We start from the raw sequence: 23033 nt of genomic DNA, 5'->3' as shown, positions 1-23033 counted from the left end.
TCAATTCACACTCATTCTAATGCCAGCTGCTACAGCCAGCGGAGCCAATGTTACGGTTAAAACTGAAATTGCCGCCAGTATCGCTAACTGACCATGAACTGCAAGCCCCATTGAGGCATTTTCGACTGCCGCCGTGGCAAATATCAATAAGGGAATAAAAAGCGGAATTAAAATTAAACTGACCAGCGAACTTCCGCGCTGAACCTGCAAAGTTAACGCTGCACCAATAGCTCCCAACGCACTTAATGCCGGAGTTCCCAGCAACAAAGTCAACGCCAGTGCCCACCAACCCTGCAACGGTAAACTCAGCAACAAAGCCAGAACGGGCGACAGAATAACCAGCGGTAAACCACTTAACAGCCAGTGCGCCATCATTTTCGCTGTAACCGTAAAGGCCAGAGGCTGCGGCAATAAACACAACTGCTCCAGGGTGCCGTCCTGAAAATCATCGCGAAACAAGCGTTCCAGCCCCAGCAAGCTGGCGAGTAAAGCGGCTACCCAAATAATTCCGGGGGCAATACGAGCCAGAATATCTGGACCGGGGCCAATGCCTAGCGGAAACAACGTCACGACCATTAATAAAAAGAGCAGAGGGTTTAAGGCATCGCTACGTCGCCGTGCGGCTATTCGCAAGTCACGCTTCAGCAGGGTTAACCAGGTTTGTCTATTCGAAAGCTGGCTCATAGCACCTCACCCCGGTATTCCAGAGACAGTTTTTCGGGCGTTAAACCTGACAAAGTCAGCGACTGATGCGAGGTAAAAATAATGGTGCCGCCTGCATCTAAGTGCTCGACAAAGCGTTGTTGTAATAAAGCTATTCCCTGTACATCCAAAGCGGTAAAGGGCTCGTCTAATATCCATAGCGAAGCCTGCGTCGCCCATAATCGAGTTAATGCAACTCGTCGTTGCTGGCCGGCAGACAGTCGCGTGGTTAATTCATCTTCTAACCCCAGCAGTCCGAGCTTCTCGAGCAAATCCCAGGCATCCACGTTTTGCACCGAGGATAACTGTTGCTGCCAGTGAAAGTTTTCCAGCGCACTTAACTCGCCTTTAACCGCGGCTTTGTGGCCAATAAACAGTAACTGCTGACAGTATTCCGACCAGTTCTGATTCAGCGGCTGACCGTCAAAAGAAACAACACCGTCGGAGGGCTCCAGCAATCCGGTAAGAATTCGCAGTAACGACGATTTTCCGGCACCATTAGGCCCGCTAACCTGCCATAACTGACCAGCGCTCACGGAAAAGTCGAGATTTTCAAATAATACCCGCCCTCCACGGATTGAGCTTAGCTGCTCTGCGTGCAATAGTGGGCTGTTGGTGGAAGCAACTTGTGTCATGCGGATTTTACAACCGGAACCTTACTGGTAAGCTGACGCAAATGCCCAAGATTCTACCATAAAAATTAGGTAAAGCGCATGGCTGATATTAAGCAACTGTTACAACAAATGATGGCTTCTCCGGAACGAACTTTAGCTCGTGCCGAGCAGCAGCAATTGTCCAGCCTAATGCGTATTTTCAGCGGCTCCGCCTCTGGTGGCAATTCAGCCGCAGCCACGACTCAGGCTCCGCAACAGGGCAACCTTCCGACGCCTTCGGCGAATGCTGGCCCGCTGAATCAGGCAAATACAACCCGGTTACTCGCCCAATTATTGGTCCAGATCAGTTTACCGGTAACTTTTGAGCCCGCAAAAGGCCAGCAACCAGCTCGTATTCAGGGCAACAACTGGCAATGGCCTAACCCACCCAAAAATATTCAGCCGCCATTAACGGCTGCAACGAAATTGCAACTGACAATAACTCAACCTGATCCCAAACAACCGATAGTTCGTGTAGCTCTTAGCACTGGTGCAACAAAGCCTGTGGCTGTTGCAGAAGTGCCGGTAACTCAACTGCCGTCCAAACTGGTTAAAGCCTTTGTTGAGCAAGGTCGGGTAGCTACAGTGCAACCGACACCGCAACAGCCGGTAACATCAAAGCCAGGCGCTCAACCCATTAACCAGCCAGTGAGTCAGCCAAACGCCGCTGCCCAGCCCTCACCAACGCAAAAAGTGTCGATACCAAAGGCTACCGGGTTAGCAATAAAACAGGCTCAGCAAATAACACCCAAACAATTTCAACAGGCATTGCAGAACTTTATACCAGAAAGCCTGCGGCCTTCGCCCTTATCGACAAGCACGACTGAAAGCGTTCAGCAGCCAACGGCGCGATTATCAGCAGAAGCAGCAAGAGAAGCCTTGCAGTCGCCACCTAAGGCCTTACAACAGCTTTTAGTCAGAGTACTTCAGCAAATGCCAACACCGGATTCCATGCAGCGCCCCCAGGCCTTGCAGAGCTGGGTCAGCGACTGGTTTGCGGCGCGCCCGGTCAGTGCTCAACCCAGTCAGCAAATGGGAGGTTTAGGGCAAATGCTAATGACGCTGCTGGGGCTGGCAATGCAGCAGCAACCGGAAACGACCAGCAATAGTTCAGCAGCGAGAACCTCACCAAATCAGTTTACTCAGGCCTTTATTCAGCAGGTGCTTAACCCTGCCCCTGAAAATGCAGGCGAAGTACGCGAACGTATTAATGCCCTGCTGCAACAATTACCGCAGCAACAGCTACAGCGACTATTACAACTTTTTACCGGTATCCTTAATTCAGCGCAGAGCAGTCAGGCCAGGCTTCAGGACTCGCCTGCCCAACAACCGGAATATTACATTCTGCTACCCGCTGATACACAAAAACCACAGCAGCATGAACTGCTTATTCGCAGTGAGCGCGAAAGCAGCAATAAAGAGAGTAGCGGTCGCACCTTATGGTTATTTACTCTGCGCTTTGAACTTGAAAGTACCGGGCCTTTGCTGGTTAAAGGTCGCTATCACCCACAAGGGTCATCGGTTGACTTCTACACTGAAACGAAAGCGGCGCAAAAAGTGGTTGAGAGTAATGTCGAAAAGCTTGAAAAAAGGCTTGGCGAGCTGGAGGTTAACAGCGTTAAACTTCGGGTTCAGCAAGGCAAAATTCCAGACAATCTGGCACAGCAGCACAGCGGTATTATTCGGGTGACCGTATGAGTGACAAGAAAGAAAAACAAGCGATAGGTTTGTCTTACGACGGTTTTAATGCGCCCAAAGTCATAGCCCGGGGGTTTGACGAACTTGCTGAAGAAATTATTGCCGTTGCAAAAGAGCATGGCGTTTTAGTCCATGAAGATCCTTTGCTGTCCGATTCGCTGGCCAAACTGAATGTGGGCGATGAAATTCCACGCGAGCTGTACATTATTATTGCGGAAATTATCGCTTTCGCGTACTTACTGGATGGCAAATTCCCAAGACAATGGGAAGAGGGTTAAGCCGCTTTATGCGCCTTTCTTATGCAACGAGGTTAATAACTCAGCCTCAGCCTGCGGCAGGTCACATTCCTGCATCAGCTCTTCAACACTGGCTCCGCTCGCCACTAACTTAGCTGCGCGCTGATAAAGCTTACTACTCGGATCCTGCTCCGCAACTTCTTGCAACCTTTGCTGTAACTGCTGTTGCTCCTCGTTTAGCTGCGCAACTTGCTGTTGCAACTGAGCAACCACTTGCTGCTGAGCAAAATCAGTCTTCGAGGGTGCTTCAGAGGGTTGCTGTTTGAACTGCTCACGTAAGGACAACACTTCACTGGCAGTTTCGGTCAGCATGAGCAAGCGCTGCTGCTGACGTTCAATGAGCTCAGCTTGCCGCCGCGAGGTAATAACCACCGCGACTAAAGCAATAAGCGCCAGCCCAAGAGCCAGCGCTGAAATAGCAAATAACCAGTTCGTCATCATTTAGCTCAGACGGGAAATTTCATCCCACTCTTCATCGGTGAGCATTTTATCCAGGTCAACCAGAATCAAGAGTTCGTCATCTCGGTTACTTACGCCTTGAATAAAGCGAGCACTCTCGTCAGTACCCACATTCGGAGCGCTATCAATTTCTGAGGTTTTCAGATAAACCACCTCGGCAACGCTATCGACTAGTATGCCAATAACCTGCTGTTCAGACTCAATGATCACAATACGTGAATTGTCTGTGACTTCGGTCGTCTGCAAGCCAAAGCGCAGGCGCGTATCAATAACGGTAACCACGTTACCGCGCAAATTGATAATACCTAATACGTAACTGGGTGCGCCGGGTACGGGAGCAATTTCGCTGTAGCGCAGCACTTCCTGAACCTGCATTACATTGATACCGTAAGTTTCCTGTTCCAGCTGGAAAGTTACCCACTGCAGAACTTCGTCATTCCCATCAACGTCAGTTTCATTCTTGATAGCGCGATTGTCTTTACTCATCTCTTACTCCGCCATGCGTTATTAATCTTGCTGGATATGTCCCAGACCTTTATCCAGAAGTGTAATCAATGCGTTAACATCCAGCAATGCACACATTCTGTCACGGACAACCCCGGCAAGCCAGGGTCGCTTATTATTTGTTTCCTTACGCCACTGAATCGATTGCGGCTGCAAAGGTTCACTGGTCACTAATTCTTCACACAACAGTCCCCATGGGCTGTGATTCAAAGTAATTAAATACTGATAATCTAAACTTTCTTCCAGCTCCGGTGTACATTTTTCCGGCATGACCCAACGAGCCGTATCAACCACCTGCAGTTTATTGTCACGCTCAGTCATAATACCGCGGAACCATTTCGGTTTTCCCATCAGCGGACTAATTTTGCCCAGTTGATGGATGCCTCCCAGGCTTTTTAGCGGCACGGCCAGAGTTAAGCCTGCCACTTTAAAAAATAACGCCTGAAAGTCCTGTTCCATATACTCTGACATCGCATCGGGAAGTGGCTCCGCTGGAGGCTCAGAAACCTCAAAGACTTCAGTTTCCACTTCCGTTTCGGTGTCAGTATGTACTTCCGTATCAATGTCTGTCTCAGTGGTTGTCAGGTCAACAGTTTCTGTTTCAACTTCTGTTTCCGTAACCGTTTCAACCTCTGGTTCTTTATAGCTATCGTCCGCTTTTGCAGAAACTAAAGGTAATAAATCCTGTTCACGGTTTAAGCTAACCGTTTCTTCCTCAGCAACCGCCTGAATTTTCGGTGCCGCTTGCTCTAATAGCCGTTTAACCGGTTCATTGTCAAACTCAACCGTTTCTTCCTCAAGCAGTAAAGCATTGAGGTATTCTGCCATAGCGGCTTCACTGTTATCGCGTCTAGTCGTCATAAATCAACGCTCTTCCAGCTGCTTCAAATTAGTTAATAGTGACTGGTAAGCCAACACCCCTCGCGATTTCGGTGCATAAGCAGAAGGTGTGAGCTGCTCATTAGAGGCATCGCGGAATTTTGTATCTATTGGGATCATGCCATTCCAGACCGAGCGACCATAACGTGCAATGAGCTTCTTATACGTTTGCAAAGACGCATTGGTTCGCTTGTCATAAAGTGTCGGGATAATAGTATAAGCGTAATTCTCACCGCGAGACTTATGTATTAACGTTAAGGTTCGCATCATGCGCTCTAGCCCTTTGAGCGCTAAAAACTCAGTTTGAACTGGAATCAATACTCTCTGGCAACAGGCAAGGGCGTTGACCATAAGAACTCCCAGCACGGGCGGCACATCAATAAGAACATAGTCGAAATCATCAGCGACCATTGCCAGTCCACGTTTTAAGACCAGTCCCATACCATCCTGAGTGCCGAGTTTACGATCCAGCGTCGCCAGTGCCATAGTGGCAGGCATAACGCTCAGATGCTTAAACTGGGTAGGCAAAATACTGCGGCGCATCAAATCTGCACTTACAGCTTTACCAGCACTGAAGACATCAAAAGAGCCGGACTCCAGCGATTCTGAATCAATCCCAAAATAGTAGGTTAATGACGCATGGGGGTCAGTATCAATACAAAGGACTCGCTTACCCTGTTCAGCCAATAGGCCTGCCAGCGCAACGGTTGTGGTGGTCTTTCCGACCCCGCCTTTTTGATTAGCTACCGTCCATACGATCATTCACTCATCCTGCTATAAGCCGCTGTAACCGACTTCTTTCATAATAGCCTTGGCCATTCCTTCGAGGCTGATACTGCGGGTTGAAATGCCCGCCTGGGCAACCGCTTGTGGCATTCCGTACACAACACAGCTGGCCTGATCCTGAGCCCAGATAGTCGCACCCTGATCCTTCAGCATTCGTGAACCATCACGGCCATCAGCACCCATGCCGGTTAAAATGACACCCAGCACTTTGCCCATGTAGGTTTTCGATAAGCTGGCAAAGGTTAAGTCGACACTCGGCTTATAAGTAATACGCCCGCTAGTGTCATCTTTTATCCGTAATCTGGCGCTACCCGGACGGCCTTCAACCATCATCTGTTTGCCGCCCGGCGCTAAATACGCGGTTCCGGCTTTTAGCACATCACCGTCTTCAGCTTCTTTAACATGCACTTGGCACAGACCATCCAGACGCTGTGAAAAGGCCTTGGTAAAAGCCGCAGGCATGTGTTGAACCATAACAATAGGATAAGGGAAATTGCCGGGCAATTGAGTCAATATTTTTTGCAATGCAACAGGACCACCGGTTGAGGTTCCTATCGCCAGTAATTGATAAGCCCGGTTTATTGTTAATGCGCCAGCCGATGTCGCTGTCCGTGCATCACTTTCACGCTGACTTTGCAGTTCATTATTACGTTGCCGGATACGATCCAGCGCTGTAGTAGGTTCAGACGAACGTTCAGGTTGCTTCGCAACAGGCGGCGGTGTTGATGCTCGCGCAGACGTTCGGCTTACCGGCTGCCTCGCAATCGCTATAACGCGATCTTGCAGAGTTTTTACTGCCTCGTCGCGGTTACGGGCGATATCTTCAAATTTCTTCGGCAGAAAGTCTGCGGCTCCCGCCTCGAGTGCGTTCAGCGTTGCTGTCGCCCCCTCATGAGTCAAGGAGCTGAACATCAAAATAGGACAAGGATTGCTGCTCATAATGGCTTTTACAGCATCAATGCCGTTCATTACCGGCATTTCAATGTCCATGGTAATAACGTCCGGCTTAAGGGTTCGGCTTTGTTCTACCGCTTCTTCGCCATTATTCGCACTACCAATCACTTTAATGTTGGTATTGTCTTCTAAAATCTCAGTCACCCGGCGTCTGAAGAACGCCGAGTCGTCTACCACGAGAACTTTTACAGTCATGAACGGTTTGTCCCGTTATCTTTTGGCGTAATACTTAAGCATGCTGGGCACATCGACTATCAGAGCAATACCACCGTCGCTGGTAATTGTTGCCCCGGCCATTCCTGGCGTACCCTGCAGTAACTTATCTAAGGGTTTAATAACCACTTCTTCCTGACCAATCAGTGCGTTCACCACAAAGCCTACTTGCTGGTTGCCTATTTGCACTACCACCACGTGACCTTGCTCATTGCGGGCAGAACCATCCGGATTACGTACCAGCCATTTCTCTAAGAAGAACAGCGGAATAGCACGGTTACGTACAATGAGAGTCAACTGTCCGTCTACGGTATTGGTGCGCTTCATATCCAGGTCGATAATTTCACTGACAACAGCAAGCGGCAAAGCAAAAGTCTGATCTTTTACGGCGACCATTAGCGTCGGCAATATTGCCAGAGTCAGCGGCACTTTAATCAAGAGTTCAGTACCTTTACCTAACTCTGAGTTAATTTTAACGCTACCGTTGAGCTGGCTGATTTTGGTCTTAACCACGTCCATGCCAACTCCACGACCGGAAATATCCGAAACTTGTTCTTTGGTCGAAAAACCTGCCGCGAAAATCAAGTTATAAGCATCTTCATCGCTTAAACGTGCAGCGGAGTCTGCGTCCATAATGCCTTTTTTAACGGCTATGCCTCTTAGTTTTTCAGCGTCCATACCAGCGCCATCGTCTTTAATCGACAGCATAATATGGTCACCTTCCTGAGACGCCGACAAGGTGACGGTTCCTGAGCGCGACTTACCATTCGCTTCACGCTCATCCGGCATTTCGATACCATGGTCAACAGAGTTACGAACCAAATGCACCAAAGGATCGGCCAGAGCCTCAACTAAGTTCTTATCTAAATCGGTTTCTTCACCGTACATCTCAAGATTGATTTCTTTCTTCAGGCTACGAGCCAGGTCACGGACAACCCGAGGGAAACGGCCAAACACTTTCTTAATTGGCTGCATCCGGGTTTTCATCACCGCGCCCTGTAAGTCGCCAGTGACAACATCCAGGTTCGAAATAGCTTTGCCCATTTCAGCACTGTCTGACTCATCAGAATTACTCAGGCTCAACAAACGGTTTCTGACCAGTACCAGCTCGCCGACCATGTTCATAATTTCATCTAAGCGCTTGGTATCAACCCGCACAGTAGTTTCAACCGGAGCAGGCGCTGGTGCAGCTGGCTTTTTATCTACCGGCTGAGCCGCTGCTGGTTTCGCTTTAGACTCTGATTTCGGCTCAGGCTTCGGTTCTGGTTTGGATGCTGGTTTTGCCGCAGGTTTCGGCTGCGCTTTGGGTTCAGGCTTTTTCGGTGCTGGCTCATTAGCAGGCTTATCACCTTTCGGTGTCGGCGCTTTGCCACTGCCATGCAACTCGTCCAGCAAGGATTCAAATTCGTCGTCTGTTATTTCGTCGTCTTTTGCAGGCTCTTTCTGCTTTTCTTGTTTTTTCTCAGCACTTTGAGGCGCTTTGCCGCTGCCATGAAGTTCATCCAGCAATGACTCAAATTCATCATCTGAAATCTCATCACTGTCTTCATTTACCTTGGGCTTGGACGCCGCTGGCTTGTCTTCTTTTCCGGGACCTTTGCCTTCACCGTGTAACTCATCCAGCAACGCTTCAAACTCATCGTCCTGAATTTCATCAATGCTGTCGCTGCTGCTTTCTTCTGCTGCAGGTTCTGGTTCCGGATCTGTTTCCTCGGCAGGTTCATCTTTTGGAACCTCTATAGGCGCTTCGTCCTCAGACTCTGGTTCACTCAACTTATGCAATAATTCCAGCAACTCCGGTGAAGCTGCTTCAGGTTCTTCTTTGGCGCGCACCTGCGCAAACTGAGTATTGATAGTATCCAAAGACTGAAGAATCACGTCCATCAGGTCGGAAGTGACCGTACGTTGACCATTACGCAGGGTATCGAATACGTTTTCCGCACCATGACAGGTATCAACCAGAGCTCCCAGAGACAGGAACCCGGCACCACCTTTAACCGTATGAAAGCCACGGAAAATAGCATTCAACAGATCTTTGTTTTGCGGATCATTTTCCAGTTCAACTAGCTGTTCAGACAGTTGCTCGAGGATCTCTCCAGCCTCGATCAAAAAATCCTGCAGAATGTCTTCGTCCATATCAAAGCTCATGCGACTGATGCTCCTAGAAACCTAAACTGGACAACAAATCGTCCACTTCGTCTTGTCCGCCAACCACGTCATCGCGTTGATCAGCATCGATAATTGGGCCTTCGGCATGGGCTGCATCTTTCTTAGGCGCAGACCCTGCTTTTTCCGCGTTACGACGTTCTTCTTCTTTACCAAATATCTTCAGCAATTCAATCAGGTTCTTTTCAACGTCTTCAACCAATTGAATAACCCGACGAATAACTTGTCCGGTAATATCCTGAAAATCTTGCGCCATAAGCACTTCAGTCATTAACCCGTGCACTTGAGGCATGTTTTCACCACAGCGCTTAAGTACGTCATCGACCTCATGACATAAAGACTTGAATTCATTTATCTGAATATCATTGCTCATCAACCGGTTCCAGGCCGGCATCACTTTCTCAACACGGTGATGCATGTCGTCTGCAAGTGGCAGACAGGCTTCTACAGCATCCATCGTGCGATTCGCGGCGTCTTCAGTTTTTTCAATGACATACAGCAGACGATTTTGCGCGTCCGGAAGATCATCCTGCGTCATTTGCACAATGCGAGGGTCAACCTGAAAGTCCTGGAGCGCTTCGTGGAGGTCTCTTGTTAACTGGCCTACAGAGGTAAACAACTTGTCATTACGACGGTTGTAAACATCTTCCAGTAATTGGTTAGCCTGCTGTTGTTTCCCGTCTTCAAGCAAGGCTACTAATTCCTTGGCTTGCTCCAGAGAAATATCATGGGCGTTATCAGACATAGTCGTTCGCCCTTTAGCTGATTCGTTCGAAAATCTTGTCGAGCTTTTCTTTCAACGTTACGGCTGTAAATGGTTTAACAATATAACCATTTACTCCAGCTTGAGCTGCCATAATGATCTGCTCTCGCTTGGCTTCCGCTGTTACCATTAACACAGGTAAATGAGCCAGGTTATCGTCCTTGCGAATTTCACGCAGCAAGTCGATTCCCTGCATACCCGGCATATTCCAGTCGGTTACGACAAAGTCGAAATCACCGTTCTGCAACATGGGCAATGCGGTATTACCGTCATCGGCTTCCTGTATATTGGTAAAGCCAAGATCACGAAGTAAGTTCTTAATGATTCGTCTCATTGTAGAGAAGTCGTCCACAACGAGAATTTTCATATTTTTATCCAAAGCACCCTCCACTGAGGCTCTCGATTACAACCAAAGTTTATTCAACCCAATTTTGCATTCGCGACTTCAGTCGCAACATTGCCTGACTGTGAATTTGACTGACTCGTGATTCACTCACGCTCAGCACTTCACCTATCTCTTTTAAATTCAATTCTTCGTCATAATACAACGAAAGCACCAAAGCTTCACGTTCTGGTAACGAAGATATTGTCGAAACCAGCGCTTTATGAAACGCCGCGTTCTCAACATCTCTTTGTGGCTCATAAGCTGAACCCGTTACCTGCTCTGGCATGATAGCATCTTCTGATACACCAAGATCTTCAATACCAACGATTCGTCCCGTGCTGACATCCCGCAAAATATGATGATATTCATCCATACCCATATTCAGCTTTGCGGCCACTTCCGTGTCTTTTGCATCGCGTCCGGTTTCATTTTCAACCTGACGAATGGCTTCCAGTACACGCCGATGATTACGATGAACCGAGCGCGGAGCCCAATCACCACGACGAATTTCGTCCAGCATCGCACCACGAATGCGAATGCCGGCAAAAGTTTCGAAACTGGCGCCTTTAGTGTTATCAAAGTTACGCGCAGCTTCTAATAAGCCAATCATGCCCGCCTGGATCAAATCATCCACTTGCACACTGGCTGGAAGTCTAGCCATCATATGGTGTGCAATACGCTTAACCAGCCCGGTATGCTGTTCAATAATGGCATTCCGGTTGTCAGCAGTGGCGGCATAAACGGCAGCTTTATTCATTGGCAACATCCCGCTTACTCTCGTTATCGGCAGAAGTTATCAATTGTTCAAGAAAAAATTCTAAATGCCCGCCGGCTTGAGCCGGAACAGGCCAGTCAATGGCTTTCTTAGCCAACGCTTTTATCGCTAAAGAGGCTGGTGATTTTGGATAAGCCAGTACCATAGGTTGTTGTTTTCTAACAGCTAAACGCAAGTTGTCATCAAAAGGTATAATCGCGGCAAGCTCTAAAGCAACGTCTAAAAACCGATCGGTTACTTTAGTCAATTTATTGAACAATACTTGTCCGTCGCGCAGATTTCTTACCATATTGGCAACCACCTTGAATTTAAACAGGCCTTGCTCCCGGCTCAATACTTTGATCAGTGCATAAGCATCAGTAATTGATGTGGGTTCATCACAAACCACTAATAAAACATCCTGTGACGCTCTGGCAAAGCTGACAACGGTATTACCAATACCCGCTGCGGTATCGACAATTAATACGTCATAGTTTCCCTGAAGCTGGCTGAAGGCTCTTATTAATCCAGCATGCTCAGATTCACTCAAGTCCACCATAGAACGCGTTCCCGATGTTGCCGGAACAATTTTAATTCCTGCCGGGCCTTCAATCAGAATATCTTCCAGCTCACACTGCCCACTCAACACATGAGAAAGGTTGCGCTCAACCCGCAGGCCTAACATAACATCGACGTTAGCCAGACCTAAGTCGGCATCCAGCACTAATACTCGTTTGCCCTGCTTTGCCATTGCGATAGCCATATTCAGCGACACGTTGGTTTTCCCAACGCCGCCTTTACCACCAGTTACCGCAATAACTTTTACTTTCGATTGTTTCATTCTTCGCAGACCGCTTGCTTGATCCATCGGGCGTATCTCTTTTCTGACTAGATTGATAACAGCTTCATATTATATTGGCTAATTCAGCGAGAAAACGCCTCATTCCAGTACGATTTTGGCACGTCTGACACTGAGGAACAAATGCTTTTATCAAGCAGCCGCTCAGCCTCGGCAACCATAAAGTTGGCATCCGCTACCCGAATGTCTTCAGGTACTTGCTGACCATTTGTTAAATAACCAACCGGTAAGCCATGTTCTATTGCTACGCTGATACTCTCACCTAAACTTAAGCATTCGTCCAGCTTAGTAAAAATGCAACCAGACAAAGGCAGTGCTTTAAATTGTTTAACCGCATCCATCAGCACCTGGCTTTGTGATGTTGCAGACAACACCAGGTAAGGACGAATCCGCAATCGTGAATTCTGAATAAGCTGGCTTAACTGTTCGTTCAAACGCTTGTCGCGTTGACCCATGCCTGCCGTATCAATCAAAATAAGACTTTTTTGACGTAGCGCAAGTAATGCATCTGCCAGTTCCTGTGCATTTTTTGCCACTTTGACCGGACACCCTATGATACGACCATAGGTTTGTAATTGTTCACTGGCACCAATACGAAAGGTGTCGGTGGTAATTAAAGCCACTTTATCGGCACCATGGCGTTGCGCATAACGAGCGGCTAACTTCGCAATGGTCGTGGTTTTACCGACACCGGTAGGGCCGACTAACGCAACCGCTCCACCGCGCGTCAAAATGTCGTCAGAGGTCGTATTCAGCTGACCTTCTAATAAATGCAGAGTCTGTTCCCAGGCTTCATCATCTGATCCGCCTTCAGGAATAAAACAGGCAATCTGGTCGGCAACTCGCTCGCTCAAGCCCATATCCATTAAGCGGTTCATCAGCATAGAGCGGGTTGGTTCTTCACGATCCATTTCTTGTTTCATCAAGCCGCTTAACTGGTGTTCCAGCAACTGACGAATTCCATTGACCTGAGAGCGAAGTTCAGCAATGGCCTGGGAGTCGTCTGCTGCCGGTGCGTTTACTTGTTCAGGAAAAATATCGTCGCTGAGTTGAGAAGCGTTAAATTCTTGTGGCTCGGCTTTCGGCTCTGGCCGTTGTGCCGGTTCAGTAGTCGCTTGCGCAGCAGTGGGCTGTGTGGGCTGTGCAACCTGTGCCTGACGTTGCAACAGCTCTTGCAAAGACTCAGCCGGCACTTCCGGTGTCTTTGACGCAGCCGGCTCATTTGGGGCCTGATCAGCCATTGGCTGTGCCTGTTGCGCATCGGGGTCAATGGCTGCAACCAGCTCAATACCACCGTTTACTTTCTTATTGGACAGGATAATCGCATCCGGACCTAAGGTTTCTTTAACCTGTTGCAATCCACGGCGCATATCTTCGGCAAAAAAGCGTTTAATCTTCACAAGCGACTCCCGTTACTCTTGTGTGGCGGTTTGTTCACCACCGTTTTGTTGTCCACCAATTGAGCTGACAATGCGAATTTGTTTATCATCCGGTACTTCCTGATAGGACAACACGCGCATACCATCGGTAGCGTGACGCGCAAAACGCGCCATGGTTGACCGTAAAAGCCCTGAGGTCAGCAGTACTGAAGGTTCCCCGTTCATTTCCTGCTGCTGATGCACTTCGCGTAATGACTGTTGCAGGCGTTCGGCCAAACCAGGTTCGATTCCGGCGCCTTGCTGATTTCCGTCATTACCAGCCATTTGCAGTGACTGATGCAACATCTGTTCCAACTCTGGTGCCAAAGTTATGACGGGCAATTCCGCCGCCCCTTCAGCAATGTCCTGAACAATTAACCGACGCAGTGAAATTCTGACTGCAGCCGTCAGTACTTCTGGGTCCTGGCTACGTCCTGCATACTCAACCAAAGTTTGTACAATAGTGCGCATATCCCGAATCGCGATGCCTTCGTCCAGTAAGTTCTGCAGTACTTTCACAAAGTTGCCCAGTGACAATAGATCCGGAATCAGCCCCTCAACCAGCTTAGGATGAGTACGCCCCAGACGATCCAGCAATTCTTGTGCTTCTTCGTGGCCCAGCAGCTGAGATGCATGGTTGGTTACAATCTGACTTAAGTGAGTAGCGACTACAGTTGCAGCGTCAACCACGGTATAACCCAGAGTTTGAGCGTGCTCGCGTTGCTCAGGACGGATCCAGACAGCATCCAGGCCAAAGGCCGGATCTTTTGTCTTCTCACCGTCCAGCTCACCGAATACCTGACCCGGGTTAATCGCCATCTCCCAGTCATGACGAATTTCAGCTTCACCCATGGTCACACCCATAAGAGTAATGCGGTAACTGTTGGGGCCTAAATCGAGGTTGTCCCGAATATGTACGGCCGGAACAAGAAAACCAAACTCTTGAGACTGCTTCTTACGTACACCTTTAATGCGTGACAGCAATTCACCGCCCTGCTGCTTATCCACCAAAGGAATTAAGCGATAACCAACTTCCAGACCTATAGTGTCAACGTGGCGTACGTCATCCCAGCTGAGCTCTTTTTGTTGCGCCTGCTGAACTTGCTGCTCCTGTTCTTTTTCAACCAGTTCGCCTTCTTCAGTCTTGGTTTTCTTAAGTTTAAAGTAAGCCGCGCCGGCTAACACCGCAGACATGCTTAAAAAGGCAAAATGCGGCATACCGGGAATAACCCCCATGGCAAACAATACCGCGCTGGTAATGACCAAAACCTTAGGGTTATCGAGCAATTGCAGAACAACTGCATCGCCCATGTCCTGGCTGTTATTTTCACGCGTAATGATAATGGCGGTCGCAACTGACAGTAACAATGACGGAATTTGTGCTACCAGGCCATCACCAATGGTTAACAGCGTATAAACTTCCACTGCCTCATTGAAGGTCAGACCGTACTGGATCATACCAATGAGCAGACCGCCGATAATGTTAATAAAGAGAATAAGGATACCGGCTATGGCATCCCCTTTTACGAACTTACTGGCACCATCCATGGAGCCGTAAAAGTCAGCCTCACGGGTTACATCGCTGCGTCGTGCTTTGGCTTCTTCCTGGTTAATTAGGCCCGCGTTAAGGTCAGCGTCAATGGCCATTTGTTTACCAGGCATAGCGTCAAGGGTGAAGCGAGCGGTTACTTCTGAAATACGGCCGGCGCCTTTAGTAATAACCACAAAGTTAATAATAACCAGAATGGCGAACACCACCAGGCCGACAGTGTAGTTACCACCTATGACCACGCTACCAAAAGCTTCAATAACAGAGCCTGCAGCACCTGGCCCGTTATGCCCTTCTAATAAAACAATACGCGTAGAGGCAACGTTAAGGCTTAAGCGTAGTACCGTAGCAATAAGCAAAACGGTAGGAAAAGCGGCGAAATCCAGCGGACGTTGGGTATAAACCGCCACCAGCATAACTACCAGTGACAAAGTAATTGAAAATGAAAAGAGAACATCCAGCACCACAGCCGGAATTGGCAAAACAATCATCGCCAGAATGGCCATAATGGCCAAGGGTGTTCCAAAACCTTTGATCAGATGCGCATTGTTCTGCGTGAAATTTCTAAAATTTACTAACTTTTCGGCACCGCCCGCCATACGTCTTCCTGTTGCGTCAAAAAGTTGAACCTGCGGTGTTTTATTCAAGAATCGAGCCAGCTTTCGTTTTATTCGGAGGTTATCTTACATTCGTTTCAGTTGGGGCTTACAGACAAAGCTTAAACAGCTTCTATACTCGTTGCTCTTCTTCAAAATAATGTGTTTTTATGCGCGGTTACTCTCTTATGGAATTGGTCGTGGCAATGGCTGTCAGTGCGGTGCTTGGTGCTTCTGCCCTGCCAATATTTACTCAGCAGACAGAGTCTTTGTTGCTTCAAAAAGAGGCTGGCCGCTGGCTGTCTTATTTGCAGCAGGTAAAAGCCAGGTCCATAGCAAATAAGGAATCTATCGAAGTTGACTTAGTTACATTTAGCCGTGACTCGCAAACCTCAGGTATTCAAACCGAATACACTTACAGTTCTTCCGCGTCGCTTACTTTTTATGGAGAGTCATCTGCCGCGACACCCGGACATATCAAACTAATAGGTAAAAGCCGACAGATAAAAGTCATCATCAGCAGTGTCGCTCGTATTCGTTTGTGCTTAAGTGAAGGTGACTCACTTCCGGGAATCCCCCCATGTTAATAGTTTCTGAGCGCGGCAGTAGTTTAGTAGAAGTTCTTATAGCTTCGGCTATTGGCGCGATAGTTGTTCTGGCAGCACAGCAGCAAATGCAATGGCAAACAGGAGTGCAACACCGTAAGCTAATGCAGGTCAATTTACTATTAAGTGCTCAGTCAGTCGCAAATCAGTTTTTTGAAACCTTAAAAAATACCGCCGCAACGCAAATTTCAAACCCTCAGAGCAATTGCTATTTGTTTCCTCAGCAAAATGGAGGCTCGCCCGGCTTCAGGGTCAGGAATGAACAGCTACAGCATAACTCAATGACTCTCGATTGCGCCGGGTATGGCTGGCAATCCCTAACCGATAAGTCTCAATTCAAAGTCACGCAATTTACTGCTGACTCTTACGCTCCGGAATCTGGTAGTGGGCTATCAAAACTCGTTGTAACTTTTACCGTTACTCACAATGCTCAGGCACATGTTTTCAAACGAACAATCACTCCTCTGGTTAACTAAATGGAGCTTACTATGAACGCGAAAGGATTCGCTCTGATACTCACCTTAGTAACACTTATAAGTTTGAGCTCGGCCAGTTTAGCTGCACTGCTTTTCTACGCGCAAATGACAGAGGCTCAGCAACATCATCAATGGCTACAACTTTCTCAACAACTTCAGCAAGATTTCGAAGCAGAGCGCAGGGCTTATGAACTGTCACAAGAATAAAGGCTTTTCTCTGGTTGAAGTGTTGGTCGGAGCTGCACTAGTAGCTCTTTGGTCCGTCAGTAGCCTGCGGCTTTTACAGGTTGGATTATCGGCGATTGACCATGCCCACACAAAAGCGAAGGCTGTGGAGGTTTTGATGACTTATTTAAGTGAGGCTCAACAAACGTGGACTCAAGGCAATAATCCAAAACTATCAAAGGAAACAGGGCAGCTTCATTTAACAGCAGAGTTAACCCCTATAGATCAGTTCAACGCGACCATCGAGGTAACCGTTTACTGGGGAAATGATAACGAGCTCGCCCAGACATTCTGGCTTTCCCGATAACCAGTTTAACCTACCGGGTGCGGCCTTAGCTCTGGTGGAATTGAAAAGGTAATATTCTCTTCGCGCCCGCTTAGTTCTACTGCGGTTTTACCGCCCCATTCCTGTAGCTTAGCAATCACTTCTTTGACCAGAACTTCAGGTGCAGAAGCGCCAGCGGTGACTGCGACCTTCTCATGCCCCTCTAACCAGGCTTTATCAATACAGCTGGCGTCATCAATTAGGTATGCCGGGGTTCCCATTTTCTCGGAAAGCTCGCGTAAGCGGTTTGAGTTTGAGCTGTTGCGCGCGCCCACCACCAACATGACATCAGCGTCGCTGGCTAATTCGCGTACCGCATCCTGACGGTTTTGAGTGGCATAGCATATATCGTCTTTGCGTGGCCCGTTTATCTCTGGGAACTTTTGACGCAAGGCATCTATTACGTCGGCCGTGTCATCAACCGATAAGGTGGTCTGGCTCATGTAATGCAGGTTACCGGGATCTTTCACTTCCAGCTTGGCAACATCTTCCGGCGACTCCACCAAATAAATGCCACCCTCAGAATTATTATATTGGCCCATAGTCCCTTCAACCTCAGGGTGTCCTGCGTGACCAATTAAAATGCATTCATGCCCTTTACGGCTAGCACGGGTAACTTCCATATGGACTTTCGTCACTAATGGACAGGTAGCATCAAATACTCGTAAACCGCGGTCCTTAGCTTCCTGCCGGACCGCTTGAGAAACGCCATGGGCGCTGAAAATCACAATTTGATCGTCCGGTACTTCATGCAACTCTTCAACAAAGACCGCACCGGCTTCGCGCAGTTTACTGACAACGTATTTGTTGTGAACCACTTCGTGACGCACGTAAATTGGCGGCTCAAATATCTCTAAAGCCCGCTCAACAATAGTTATAGCGCGATCAACTCCGGCACAAAAACCCCGAGGGTTCGCTAACAAAATTTGCATCAGTTCCTCCTGCGTTCAGCCCGGTTTATTAACCAATCATGGCTCAACGCTAATAATCTCTACTTCAAAAATCACCGTTTGTCCGGCCAACGGGTGATTAAAATCGATGGTGACTGTTGGACCTTCAACTTTACGAACAATTCCCGGTAAATCGGTACCATCCGGTTGCGTAAAAGCCAAAATGGCTCCAACTTCCGGTTTGGTTTCATCGTTAAATTTTGCCGAATCAACATAATAATAGTTGTCCGGGTTCGGTTCACCAAAGGCGTCTTTAGGCTCTAACGTGAACTCACGTTCCGCCCCTTCGCGCAGCCCCACCAGGCACGCTTCAAAGTTTTCGGTCAGATTACCATCGCCCATTCGAAATCTGGCAGGTTTACCTGACATTTTTGTGCTGTCTGCAACCGAGCCATCGGTCAGCTTAATGGTGAAGTGCATAACCACTTCCCGTCCGTGCTCTATAGGTAAACGACTCAAATGAAACTCCTTACTACCCTTGACCGTTCTCGACTTTGTCCCGACGGTTATCAAAAAAAGCTTCCAACAACATGAGTGCGGCACCAATAGTGATAGCCATATCGGCTACGTTAAAGGCAGGCCAATGCCAGCCCTGATAATGAACATCAAAAAAGTCGATGACATAACCATACATTAAACGGTCAGCTACGTTGCCAATAGCCCCAGCCATAATCAGAGAAAAGGCTAAATTTTGGCGCCATAAACCCACCGGGTTGCGGCGCATCCAAATCAGTAGCACTATACTAATAGCAATGGCAATGGCCGTGAAGAACCATCGTTGCCAACCACCGCCGTCGCTTAAAAAGCTAAAGGCAGCGCCGAAATTGTGCACATAAGTTAAGTTGAATAGCCCATCAATTAAAACTCGGCTTTCATAAAGCTCAAACTCACCCGCCACCCAAATTTTAGTCATTTGATCAATAACCACCAGCAACAACGTCAGCCACAAAAAACGCAGCCCAGTCGCACGGTTAGTCTGGTTAGAAAAATCAGGCAAAACGACGCTCCTCACCTTCACCTTCAATATTGGTTACGCAGCGCTGGCATAAATCGGAGTGGTTCTCTAAAGTTCCCACCTCTTCGCGATGATGCCAGCAACGCTCGCACTTCTTATATTCAGATTTTGTCACACTAACGGCCAAAGCCATTTTCTCCGCTTTAACGGCGTCAGCAGGTGCGTCATTAATAGATGCCACTTGCGCTTCCGATGTCAGCAGTGCAAAGCGTAACTCTTCGCCTAAACGATTCAGGGCTGTCGCCAGTTTATCATCAGCGTACAAGGTTACTTCTGCCTGTAACGAACCTCCGATAACATCATCGCGGCGTGACTGCTCCAGCGCCTGGTTAACGACATCACGAATTTCCAATAACTGCATCCAGAACTCGTTCTCAGCGTCTTTAACACCAGAAAATTCATCAAAGCCCTGATACCAGCTTTCAGTAAAGACATACTGGCTGCGTTCGTTCGGTAACAAGTCCCAAATTTCCTGAGCGGTAAAGCTGCAAATTGGAGCCATCCAGCGCACTAACGCCTCGGCAATATGATACAGCGCCGTCTGACATGAACGCCGCGCTAAACCTTCAGATTTCGCGGTGTACTGTCGGTCTTTAATAATATCCAGGTAAAAGCTGCCCAGTTCAATGGAACAGAAATGCATGAGTTTTTGCACCACACTGTGGAACTGGTAGTTATTGTAGGCTTCCAGCAACTCTTGTTGTAAATCCGCCGCACGCCCGACAATCCAGCGATCCAGTTCAACCATATCTTCTTTGGCAACCAAATCCTGTTTAGGGTCAAAACCGCTTAAGTTCGCCAGCAAAAAGCGCGAGGTATTACGAATACGACGATACGCATCCGCTGAACGCTTGAGGATTTCATCAGAAACCGTCATTTCGCCAGAGTAGTCTGCTGACGCGACCCATAAACGCAGAATGTCTCCGCCCAGCTTATTCATCACGTCCTGCGGAGCTACCACGTTACCAATAGACTTCGACATCTTTCGGCCCTGAGCATCCACAGTAAAACCATGGGTTAATACCTGGTGATACGGCGCTTCGTCATACATGGCGACACCGGTCACTAACGAGCTCTGGAACCAGCCGCGATGCTGATCTGAACCTTCCAGATACAAATCGGCAGGCCAGCGCAAGCCGTCGAACTCACGCAATACGCAATGGTGCGTAACACCAGAGTCAAACCAAACGTCTAAAGTGTCAGTGACTTTGCGATATTTGTCAGCTTCGTCGCCCAACAAAGTTTCCGGCTCTAAGTCGAACCAGGCTTGCACGCCGTCTTTTTCAATTAGTTGAGCTACTTTTTCCATCAGCTCAAGAGTGTCCGGGTGCAGCTCTTCCGTTTCACGGTTTACGAAAATGGCAATAGGGTTACCCCAAGTGCGCTGACGTGAAATACACCAGTCAGGGCGCCCTTCAACCATAGACTCAATACGACTTTGTCCCCACTCAGGGAACCAGTCGACTTTTTTAATTTGCTCTAAAGCTCCTGCGCGCAAACCTTTCTTGTCCATGCTAATAAACCACTGCGGCGTCGCACGGAAAATAATGGGCGTTTTATGGCGCCAGCAATGCGGGTACGAGTGACGGTAGCTCTCGGCATGCATCAAGTTGCCCACTTCGCGTAACTTATCAACAATAGGTTCGTTCGCTTTAAATACATGCTGTCCGGCGAAAAGCGGCGTGTCGTCTTTGTAGACACCGTTGTCACCTACCGGGTTGTAAACTTCAATGCCGTATTTCTGACCCACTAAGAAGTCATCAACACCATGACCCGGTGCCGTATGCACACAACCGGTACCGCTCTCGGTAGTCACGTGATCCCCCAAAATAACCGGAACCTGCAGTTCAAACAACGGATGCTGTAATTGCAGACCTTCTAAGTCTCTGCCTTTACAGAAACCCAGCTTGTGGTAATGCGCAATGTTCCAGCGCTCCATGCAATCGGTCACCAAGTCATCGGCTAAAATCACACGTTCTGCGGGCTGGTCGTCGCTGGCTTCAACCTGCACTAAGGTATATTCAAGCCCGTCGGCCAGAGTCACCGCACGGTTAGCCGGAATGGTCCACGGTGTGGTGGTCCAGATAACCATGCTGACATTGCCTTCACCCACATGCCCTTCCGGCGTGCTGAAGCGCTCAACCGTTTCAGCCGTAGCCGCAACCGGCATACGCACATCAATAGCCGGCGAGTTTTTATCTTGGTATTCTACTTCCGCTTCCGCCAGCGCGGAGCCACAGTCTGTACACCAGTGCACCGGCTTGAAGCCCTGGTGCAAATGGCCTTTATCAATAATTCTTGCCAGAGCACGAACACTGTCGGCTTCCTGCTTAAAGTTCATAGTCAGGTAGGGGTTATCCCAGTCGCCAAGCACGCCCAGACGTTTAAAGTCGGTACGTTGCTGGTCAATTTGGGTCATGGCGTATTCGCGGCACTTCTCGCGGAATTCGGCCAGATTCAATTTTTTACCCGGCTTGCCGTGTTTCTTCTCTACCTGCAGTTCAATTGGCAGACCATGACAGTCCCAGCCCGGTACGTAAGGCGCATCGAAGTCGCTTAAGGTTTTAGCCTTAACAATAACGTCCTTTAAAATTTTATTTACGGCGTGACCAATGTGAATTTGCCCATTCGCGTACGGAGGGCCGTCGTGCAGAATAAATTTTGGCTTGCCCGCTTTAGCTTTACGAATTTGACCGTACAGGTCAGTTTCATACCACTGCTCCAGCATCTTTGGCTCGCGCTGAGCCAGGTTACCGCGCATTGGAAATGCTGTTTCTGGCAAGTTTAAGGTGTGTTTGTAATCACTCATGGGTCACTGTTTCCATTTCCGCATAGTTACTGACTCCGGCACGCTAATGCTTCACGTGCGCGGGCGGCATCTTTTTCAATTTGTTCTTGTAAGTGCTGTAACGACGCAAAACGTTGCTCGTTACGCAATTTGGCCACCGGTGTGACCGTCATCTGCTGACCGTACAGATTGCCTGAAAACTCAAACAAATGCACCTCCAGCTGTACTTCGTCACCATTTAATGTTGGCCGGGTTCCCAGGTTGGCAACGCCGGAATGTATTTCTTCGTCTTTACCAAACTGAGCTGTTACTGCAAACACCCCATGTAACGGGCTTTTTAAACGTTTTAACGGCACATTTGCGGTAGGAAAACCAATAGTCCGGCCATTTTTGCGTCCGTGTACGACTTTTCCGCATATTCGATAAGGTCGCCCGAGCATTTGTTCCGCCAGATCAAAGTCGCCTTGCTCTAATGCCTGGCGTATGGCAGTACTGCTTACGCGCTGTTGCTGTTGGCGATAACTGCGGGTATCGACCACCTCAAACCCCAGTTCTTTACCGGCCTTTTGCAGCAACTCGAAGTCACCTTCTCGCTTGTAGCCAAAACGAAAGTCATCGCCCACGACCAAAAACTTAACGCCCAACTTACCCACCAGAGTCTGTTCAATAAACTCGCGGGCTGGCTGGCTGGCAAACTTCTTATTAAATTCAATAACAATATGCCGGTCGACATTTTGTGCCTGTAACGCGAGGTATTTCTCACGCCAGTTGGTTAACCGTGCAGGCGCTTTTTCAGGCTGGAAAAGCTCTTGCGGTTGCGGCTCAAAGGTCATAACCGCGGAAGGCACACCCAACTGCTGAGCTTTTTCTCGAACCTGACTAAGCACCGCCTGATGCCCCAGGTGAACACCATCGAAGTTACCTATGGTCAATACGCAACCACAATGTTCAGCTCTGAGATTATGAGTACCGCGAATCAGTTCCATGCCCGCACAATCTTAATGTTTTCCGGAAA

The 23033-nt window shown here is 48.5% G+C and carries 25 protein-coding genes; 6 read left to right on the top strand and 19 right to left on the bottom strand.

What is annotated here, in order from left to right:
- Complete coding sequence (gene ccmB, locus DEU30_RS00370; protein WP_114981598.1) at positions 1-684, bottom strand: heme exporter protein CcmB; 684 nt, start codon at positions 682-684, stop codon at positions 1-3.
- The gene (gene ccmA / locus DEU30_RS00365) at positions 681-1337 is read right to left on the bottom strand and encodes a cytochrome c biogenesis heme-transporting ATPase CcmA (protein WP_114981599.1); all 657 of its coding nucleotides are present in this window, start codon (positions 1335-1337) and stop codon (positions 681-683) included. Before ccmA ends, ccmB begins: the two co-directional genes overlap by 4 nt.
- Positions 1338-1415: 78 nt before the next feature.
- Between ccmA and DEU30_RS00360 the strand changes: the two genes are divergently transcribed.
- Both DEU30_RS00360 and DEU30_RS00355 read left to right on the top strand, forming a co-directional pair.
- On the top strand, positions 1416-3053 hold the full coding sequence (locus DEU30_RS00360; RefSeq protein ID WP_114981600.1) for a flagellar hook-length control protein FliK: 1638 nt from the start codon (positions 1416-1418) through the stop codon (positions 3051-3053).
- On the top strand, positions 3050-3331 hold the full coding sequence (locus tag DEU30_RS00355; protein ID WP_011234359.1) for an EscU/YscU/HrcU family type III secretion system export apparatus switch protein: 282 nt from the start codon (positions 3050-3052) through the stop codon (positions 3329-3331). The genes DEU30_RS00360 and DEU30_RS00355 overlap by 4 nt, the downstream gene beginning before the upstream one ends.
- Positions 3332-3337: 6 nt before the next feature.
- Here DEU30_RS00355 and DEU30_RS00350 read toward each other — a convergent pair whose 3' ends face one another.
- From DEU30_RS00350 to flhA, 12 genes are read right to left on the bottom strand one after another with little or no spacing between them, the layout of a single operon-like run.
- Complete coding sequence (locus tag DEU30_RS00350; RefSeq protein ID WP_114981601.1) at positions 3338-3790, bottom strand: DUF2802 domain-containing protein; 453 nt, start codon at positions 3788-3790, stop codon at positions 3338-3340.
- Positions 3791-4294, bottom strand: a complete 504-nt coding sequence (locus DEU30_RS00345; protein WP_011234361.1) for a chemotaxis protein CheW — start codon at positions 4292-4294, stop codon at positions 3791-3793.
- A 21-nt stretch (positions 4295-4315) separates the two neighbouring features.
- Positions 4316-5173 carry a chemotaxis protein CheW gene (locus DEU30_RS00340; RefSeq protein ID WP_114981602.1) on the bottom strand — a complete coding sequence of 286 codons (858 nt, stop codon included), beginning with the start codon at positions 5171-5173 and terminating at the stop codon, positions 4316-4318.
- Positions 5174-5176: 3 nt separating this feature from the next.
- Entirely contained in the window at positions 5177-5953 is a 777-nt protein-coding gene (locus tag DEU30_RS00335; RefSeq protein ID WP_011234363.1) for a ParA family protein, read from the bottom strand.
- Between the two features lie 12 nt (positions 5954-5965).
- The gene (locus tag DEU30_RS00330) at positions 5966-7126 is read right to left on the bottom strand and encodes a chemotaxis response regulator protein-glutamate methylesterase (protein ID WP_011234364.1); all 1161 of its coding nucleotides are present in this window, start codon (positions 7124-7126) and stop codon (positions 5966-5968) included.
- 15 nt (positions 7127-7141) lie between these two features.
- A complete protein-coding gene (locus DEU30_RS00325) occupies positions 7142-9292 on the bottom strand; it encodes a chemotaxis protein CheA (protein ID WP_114981603.1) in 2151 nt (716 codons plus the stop codon).
- A gap of 13 nt (positions 9293-9305) precedes the next feature.
- Positions 9306-10055 (bottom strand): protein phosphatase CheZ, encoded by a 750-nt coding sequence (locus DEU30_RS00320; RefSeq protein WP_114981604.1) that lies wholly within the window; start codon positions 10053-10055, stop codon positions 9306-9308.
- A 13-nt stretch (positions 10056-10068) separates the two neighbouring features.
- A complete protein-coding gene (gene cheY / locus DEU30_RS00315) occupies positions 10069-10452 on the bottom strand; it encodes a chemotaxis response regulator CheY (protein WP_016341317.1) in 384 nt (127 codons plus the stop codon).
- A 37-nt stretch (positions 10453-10489) separates the two neighbouring features.
- Positions 10490-11215, bottom strand: a complete 726-nt coding sequence (locus tag DEU30_RS00310; RefSeq protein WP_114981605.1) for an RNA polymerase sigma factor FliA — start codon at positions 11213-11215, stop codon at positions 10490-10492.
- Positions 11208-12080: a MinD/ParA family protein gene (locus DEU30_RS00305; protein WP_011234369.1), complete on the bottom strand. Its 873-nt coding sequence runs from the start codon at positions 12078-12080 to the stop codon at positions 11208-11210. Before DEU30_RS00305 ends, DEU30_RS00310 begins: the two co-directional genes overlap by 8 nt.
- Before the next feature lie 56 nt (positions 12081-12136).
- Complete coding sequence (flhF, locus tag DEU30_RS00300; protein WP_114981606.1) at positions 12137-13471, bottom strand: flagellar biosynthesis protein FlhF; 1335 nt, start codon at positions 13469-13471, stop codon at positions 12137-12139.
- Positions 13472-13483: 12 nt separating this feature from the next.
- Positions 13484-15637 (bottom strand): flagellar biosynthesis protein FlhA, encoded by a 2154-nt coding sequence (gene flhA / locus DEU30_RS00295; RefSeq protein WP_011234371.1) that lies wholly within the window; start codon positions 15635-15637, stop codon positions 13484-13486.
- A gap of 167 nt (positions 15638-15804) precedes the next feature.
- Here flhA and DEU30_RS00290 point away from each other — a divergent pair, with 167 nt between their 5' ends.
- The 4 genes from DEU30_RS00290 to DEU30_RS00275 are packed head-to-tail and all read left to right on the top strand — an operon-like array spanning position 15805 to position 17247.
- Positions 15805-16221, top strand: coding sequence for a prepilin-type N-terminal cleavage/methylation domain-containing protein (locus DEU30_RS00290; RefSeq protein WP_227016313.1), 417 nt, complete (start codon positions 15805-15807; stop codon positions 16219-16221).
- Complete coding sequence (locus DEU30_RS00285) at positions 16215-16715, top strand: prepilin-type N-terminal cleavage/methylation domain-containing protein (RefSeq protein ID WP_114981607.1); 501 nt, start codon at positions 16215-16217, stop codon at positions 16713-16715. The genes DEU30_RS00290 and DEU30_RS00285 overlap by 7 nt, the downstream gene beginning before the upstream one ends.
- A gap of 12 nt (positions 16716-16727) precedes the next feature.
- Positions 16728-16922 carry a hypothetical protein gene (locus DEU30_RS00280; RefSeq protein ID WP_034819768.1) on the top strand — a complete coding sequence of 65 codons (195 nt, stop codon included), beginning with the start codon at positions 16728-16730 and terminating at the stop codon, positions 16920-16922.
- On the top strand, positions 16903-17247 hold the full coding sequence (locus tag DEU30_RS00275; protein ID WP_034819765.1) for a prepilin-type N-terminal cleavage/methylation domain-containing protein: 345 nt from the start codon (positions 16903-16905) through the stop codon (positions 17245-17247). Before DEU30_RS00280 ends, DEU30_RS00275 begins: the two co-directional genes overlap by 20 nt.
- Before the next feature lie 5 nt (positions 17248-17252).
- On the opposite strand, the gene ispH is transcribed toward DEU30_RS00275, so the two are convergent.
- From ispH to ribF, 5 genes are read right to left on the bottom strand one after another with little or no spacing between them, the layout of a single operon-like run.
- Positions 17253-18197: a 4-hydroxy-3-methylbut-2-enyl diphosphate reductase gene (gene ispH, locus DEU30_RS00270; protein WP_114981608.1), complete on the bottom strand. Its 945-nt coding sequence runs from the start codon at positions 18195-18197 to the stop codon at positions 17253-17255.
- 36 nt (positions 18198-18233) lie between these two features.
- The gene (gene fkpB, locus DEU30_RS00265) at positions 18234-18674 is read right to left on the bottom strand and encodes an FKBP-type peptidyl-prolyl cis-trans isomerase (protein WP_011234377.1); all 441 of its coding nucleotides are present in this window, start codon (positions 18672-18674) and stop codon (positions 18234-18236) included.
- Between the two features lie 13 nt (positions 18675-18687).
- The gene (gene lspA / locus DEU30_RS00260) at positions 18688-19212 is read right to left on the bottom strand and encodes a signal peptidase II (protein ID WP_114981609.1); all 525 of its coding nucleotides are present in this window, start codon (positions 19210-19212) and stop codon (positions 18688-18690) included.
- Positions 19205-22039: an isoleucine--tRNA ligase gene (ileS, locus tag DEU30_RS00255; RefSeq protein WP_114981610.1), complete on the bottom strand. Its 2835-nt coding sequence runs from the start codon at positions 22037-22039 to the stop codon at positions 19205-19207. Before ileS ends, lspA begins: the two co-directional genes overlap by 8 nt.
- 26 nt (positions 22040-22065) lie before the next feature.
- Complete coding sequence (ribF, locus tag DEU30_RS00250; RefSeq protein ID WP_114981611.1) at positions 22066-23004, bottom strand: bifunctional riboflavin kinase/FAD synthetase; 939 nt, start codon at positions 23002-23004, stop codon at positions 22066-22068.
- Between the last annotated feature and the right edge of the window lie 29 nt (positions 23005-23033).

The sequence above is a fragment of the Idiomarina sp. 017G genome (genome assembly GCF_004362265.1).
Classification (GTDB): Bacteria; Pseudomonadota; Gammaproteobacteria; order Enterobacterales; family Alteromonadaceae; genus Idiomarina; species Idiomarina loihiensis.
This window is presented reverse-complemented; position numbering and strand designations above follow the sequence as displayed.

What these genes read in the sequence shown, in the direction of transcription:
- ccmB (WP_114981598.1), bottom strand. Translation starts at nt 684, where the DNA reads ATGAGCCAGCTTTCGAATAGACAAACCTGGTTAACCCTGCTGAAGCGT.
- ccmA (WP_114981599.1), bottom strand. Translation starts at nt 1,337, where the DNA reads ATGACACAAGTTGCTTCCACCAACAGCCCACTATTGCACGCAGAGCAG.
- DEU30_RS00360 (WP_114981600.1), top strand. Translation starts at nt 1,416, where the DNA reads ATGGCTGATATTAAGCAACTGTTACAACAAATGATGGCTTCTCCGGAA.
- DEU30_RS00355 (WP_011234359.1), top strand. Translation starts at nt 3,050, where the DNA reads ATGAGTGACAAGAAAGAAAAACAAGCGATAGGTTTGTCTTACGACGGT.
- DEU30_RS00350 (WP_114981601.1), bottom strand. Translation starts at nt 3,790, where the DNA reads ATGATGACGAACTGGTTATTTGCTATTTCAGCGCTGGCTCTTGGGCTG.
- DEU30_RS00345 (WP_011234361.1), bottom strand. Translation starts at nt 4,294, where the DNA reads ATGAGTAAAGACAATCGCGCTATCAAGAATGAAACTGACGTTGATGGG.
- DEU30_RS00340 (WP_114981602.1), bottom strand. Translation starts at nt 5,173, where the DNA reads ATGACGACTAGACGCGATAACAGTGAAGCCGCTATGGCAGAATACCTC.
- DEU30_RS00335 (WP_011234363.1), bottom strand. Translation starts at nt 5,953, where the DNA reads ATGATCGTATGGACGGTAGCTAATCAAAAAGGCGGGGTCGGAAAGACC.
- DEU30_RS00330 (WP_011234364.1), bottom strand. Translation starts at nt 7,126, where the DNA reads ATGACTGTAAAAGTTCTCGTGGTAGACGACTCGGCGTTCTTCAGACGC.
- DEU30_RS00325 (WP_114981603.1), bottom strand. Translation starts at nt 9,292, where the DNA reads ATGAGCTTTGATATGGACGAAGACATTCTGCAGGATTTTTTGATCGAG.
- DEU30_RS00320 (WP_114981604.1), bottom strand. Translation starts at nt 10,055, where the DNA reads ATGTCTGATAACGCCCATGATATTTCTCTGGAGCAAGCCAAGGAATTA.
- DEU30_RS00310 (WP_114981605.1), bottom strand. Translation starts at nt 11,215, where the DNA reads ATGAATAAAGCTGCCGTTTATGCCGCCACTGCTGACAACCGGAATGCC.
- DEU30_RS00305 (WP_011234369.1), bottom strand. Translation starts at nt 12,080, where the DNA reads ATGGATCAAGCAAGCGGTCTGCGAAGAATGAAACAATCGAAAGTAAAA.
- flhA (WP_011234371.1), bottom strand. Translation starts at nt 15,637, where the DNA reads ATGGCGGGCGGTGCCGAAAAGTTAGTAAATTTTAGAAATTTCACGCAG.
- DEU30_RS00290 (WP_227016313.1), top strand. Translation starts at nt 15,805, where the DNA reads ATGCGCGGTTACTCTCTTATGGAATTGGTCGTGGCAATGGCTGTCAGT.
- DEU30_RS00285 (WP_114981607.1), top strand. Translation starts at nt 16,215, where the DNA reads ATGTTAATAGTTTCTGAGCGCGGCAGTAGTTTAGTAGAAGTTCTTATA.
- DEU30_RS00280 (WP_034819768.1), top strand. Translation starts at nt 16,728, where the DNA reads ATGAACGCGAAAGGATTCGCTCTGATACTCACCTTAGTAACACTTATA.
- DEU30_RS00275 (WP_034819765.1), top strand. Translation starts at nt 16,903, where the DNA reads ATGAACTGTCACAAGAATAAAGGCTTTTCTCTGGTTGAAGTGTTGGTC.
- ispH (WP_114981608.1), bottom strand. Translation starts at nt 18,197, where the DNA reads ATGCAAATTTTGTTAGCGAACCCTCGGGGTTTTTGTGCCGGAGTTGAT.
- ileS (WP_114981610.1), bottom strand. Translation starts at nt 22,039, where the DNA reads ATGAGTGATTACAAACACACCTTAAACTTGCCAGAAACAGCATTTCCA.
- ribF (WP_114981611.1), bottom strand. Translation starts at nt 23,004, where the DNA reads ATGGAACTGATTCGCGGTACTCATAATCTCAGAGCTGAACATTGTGGT.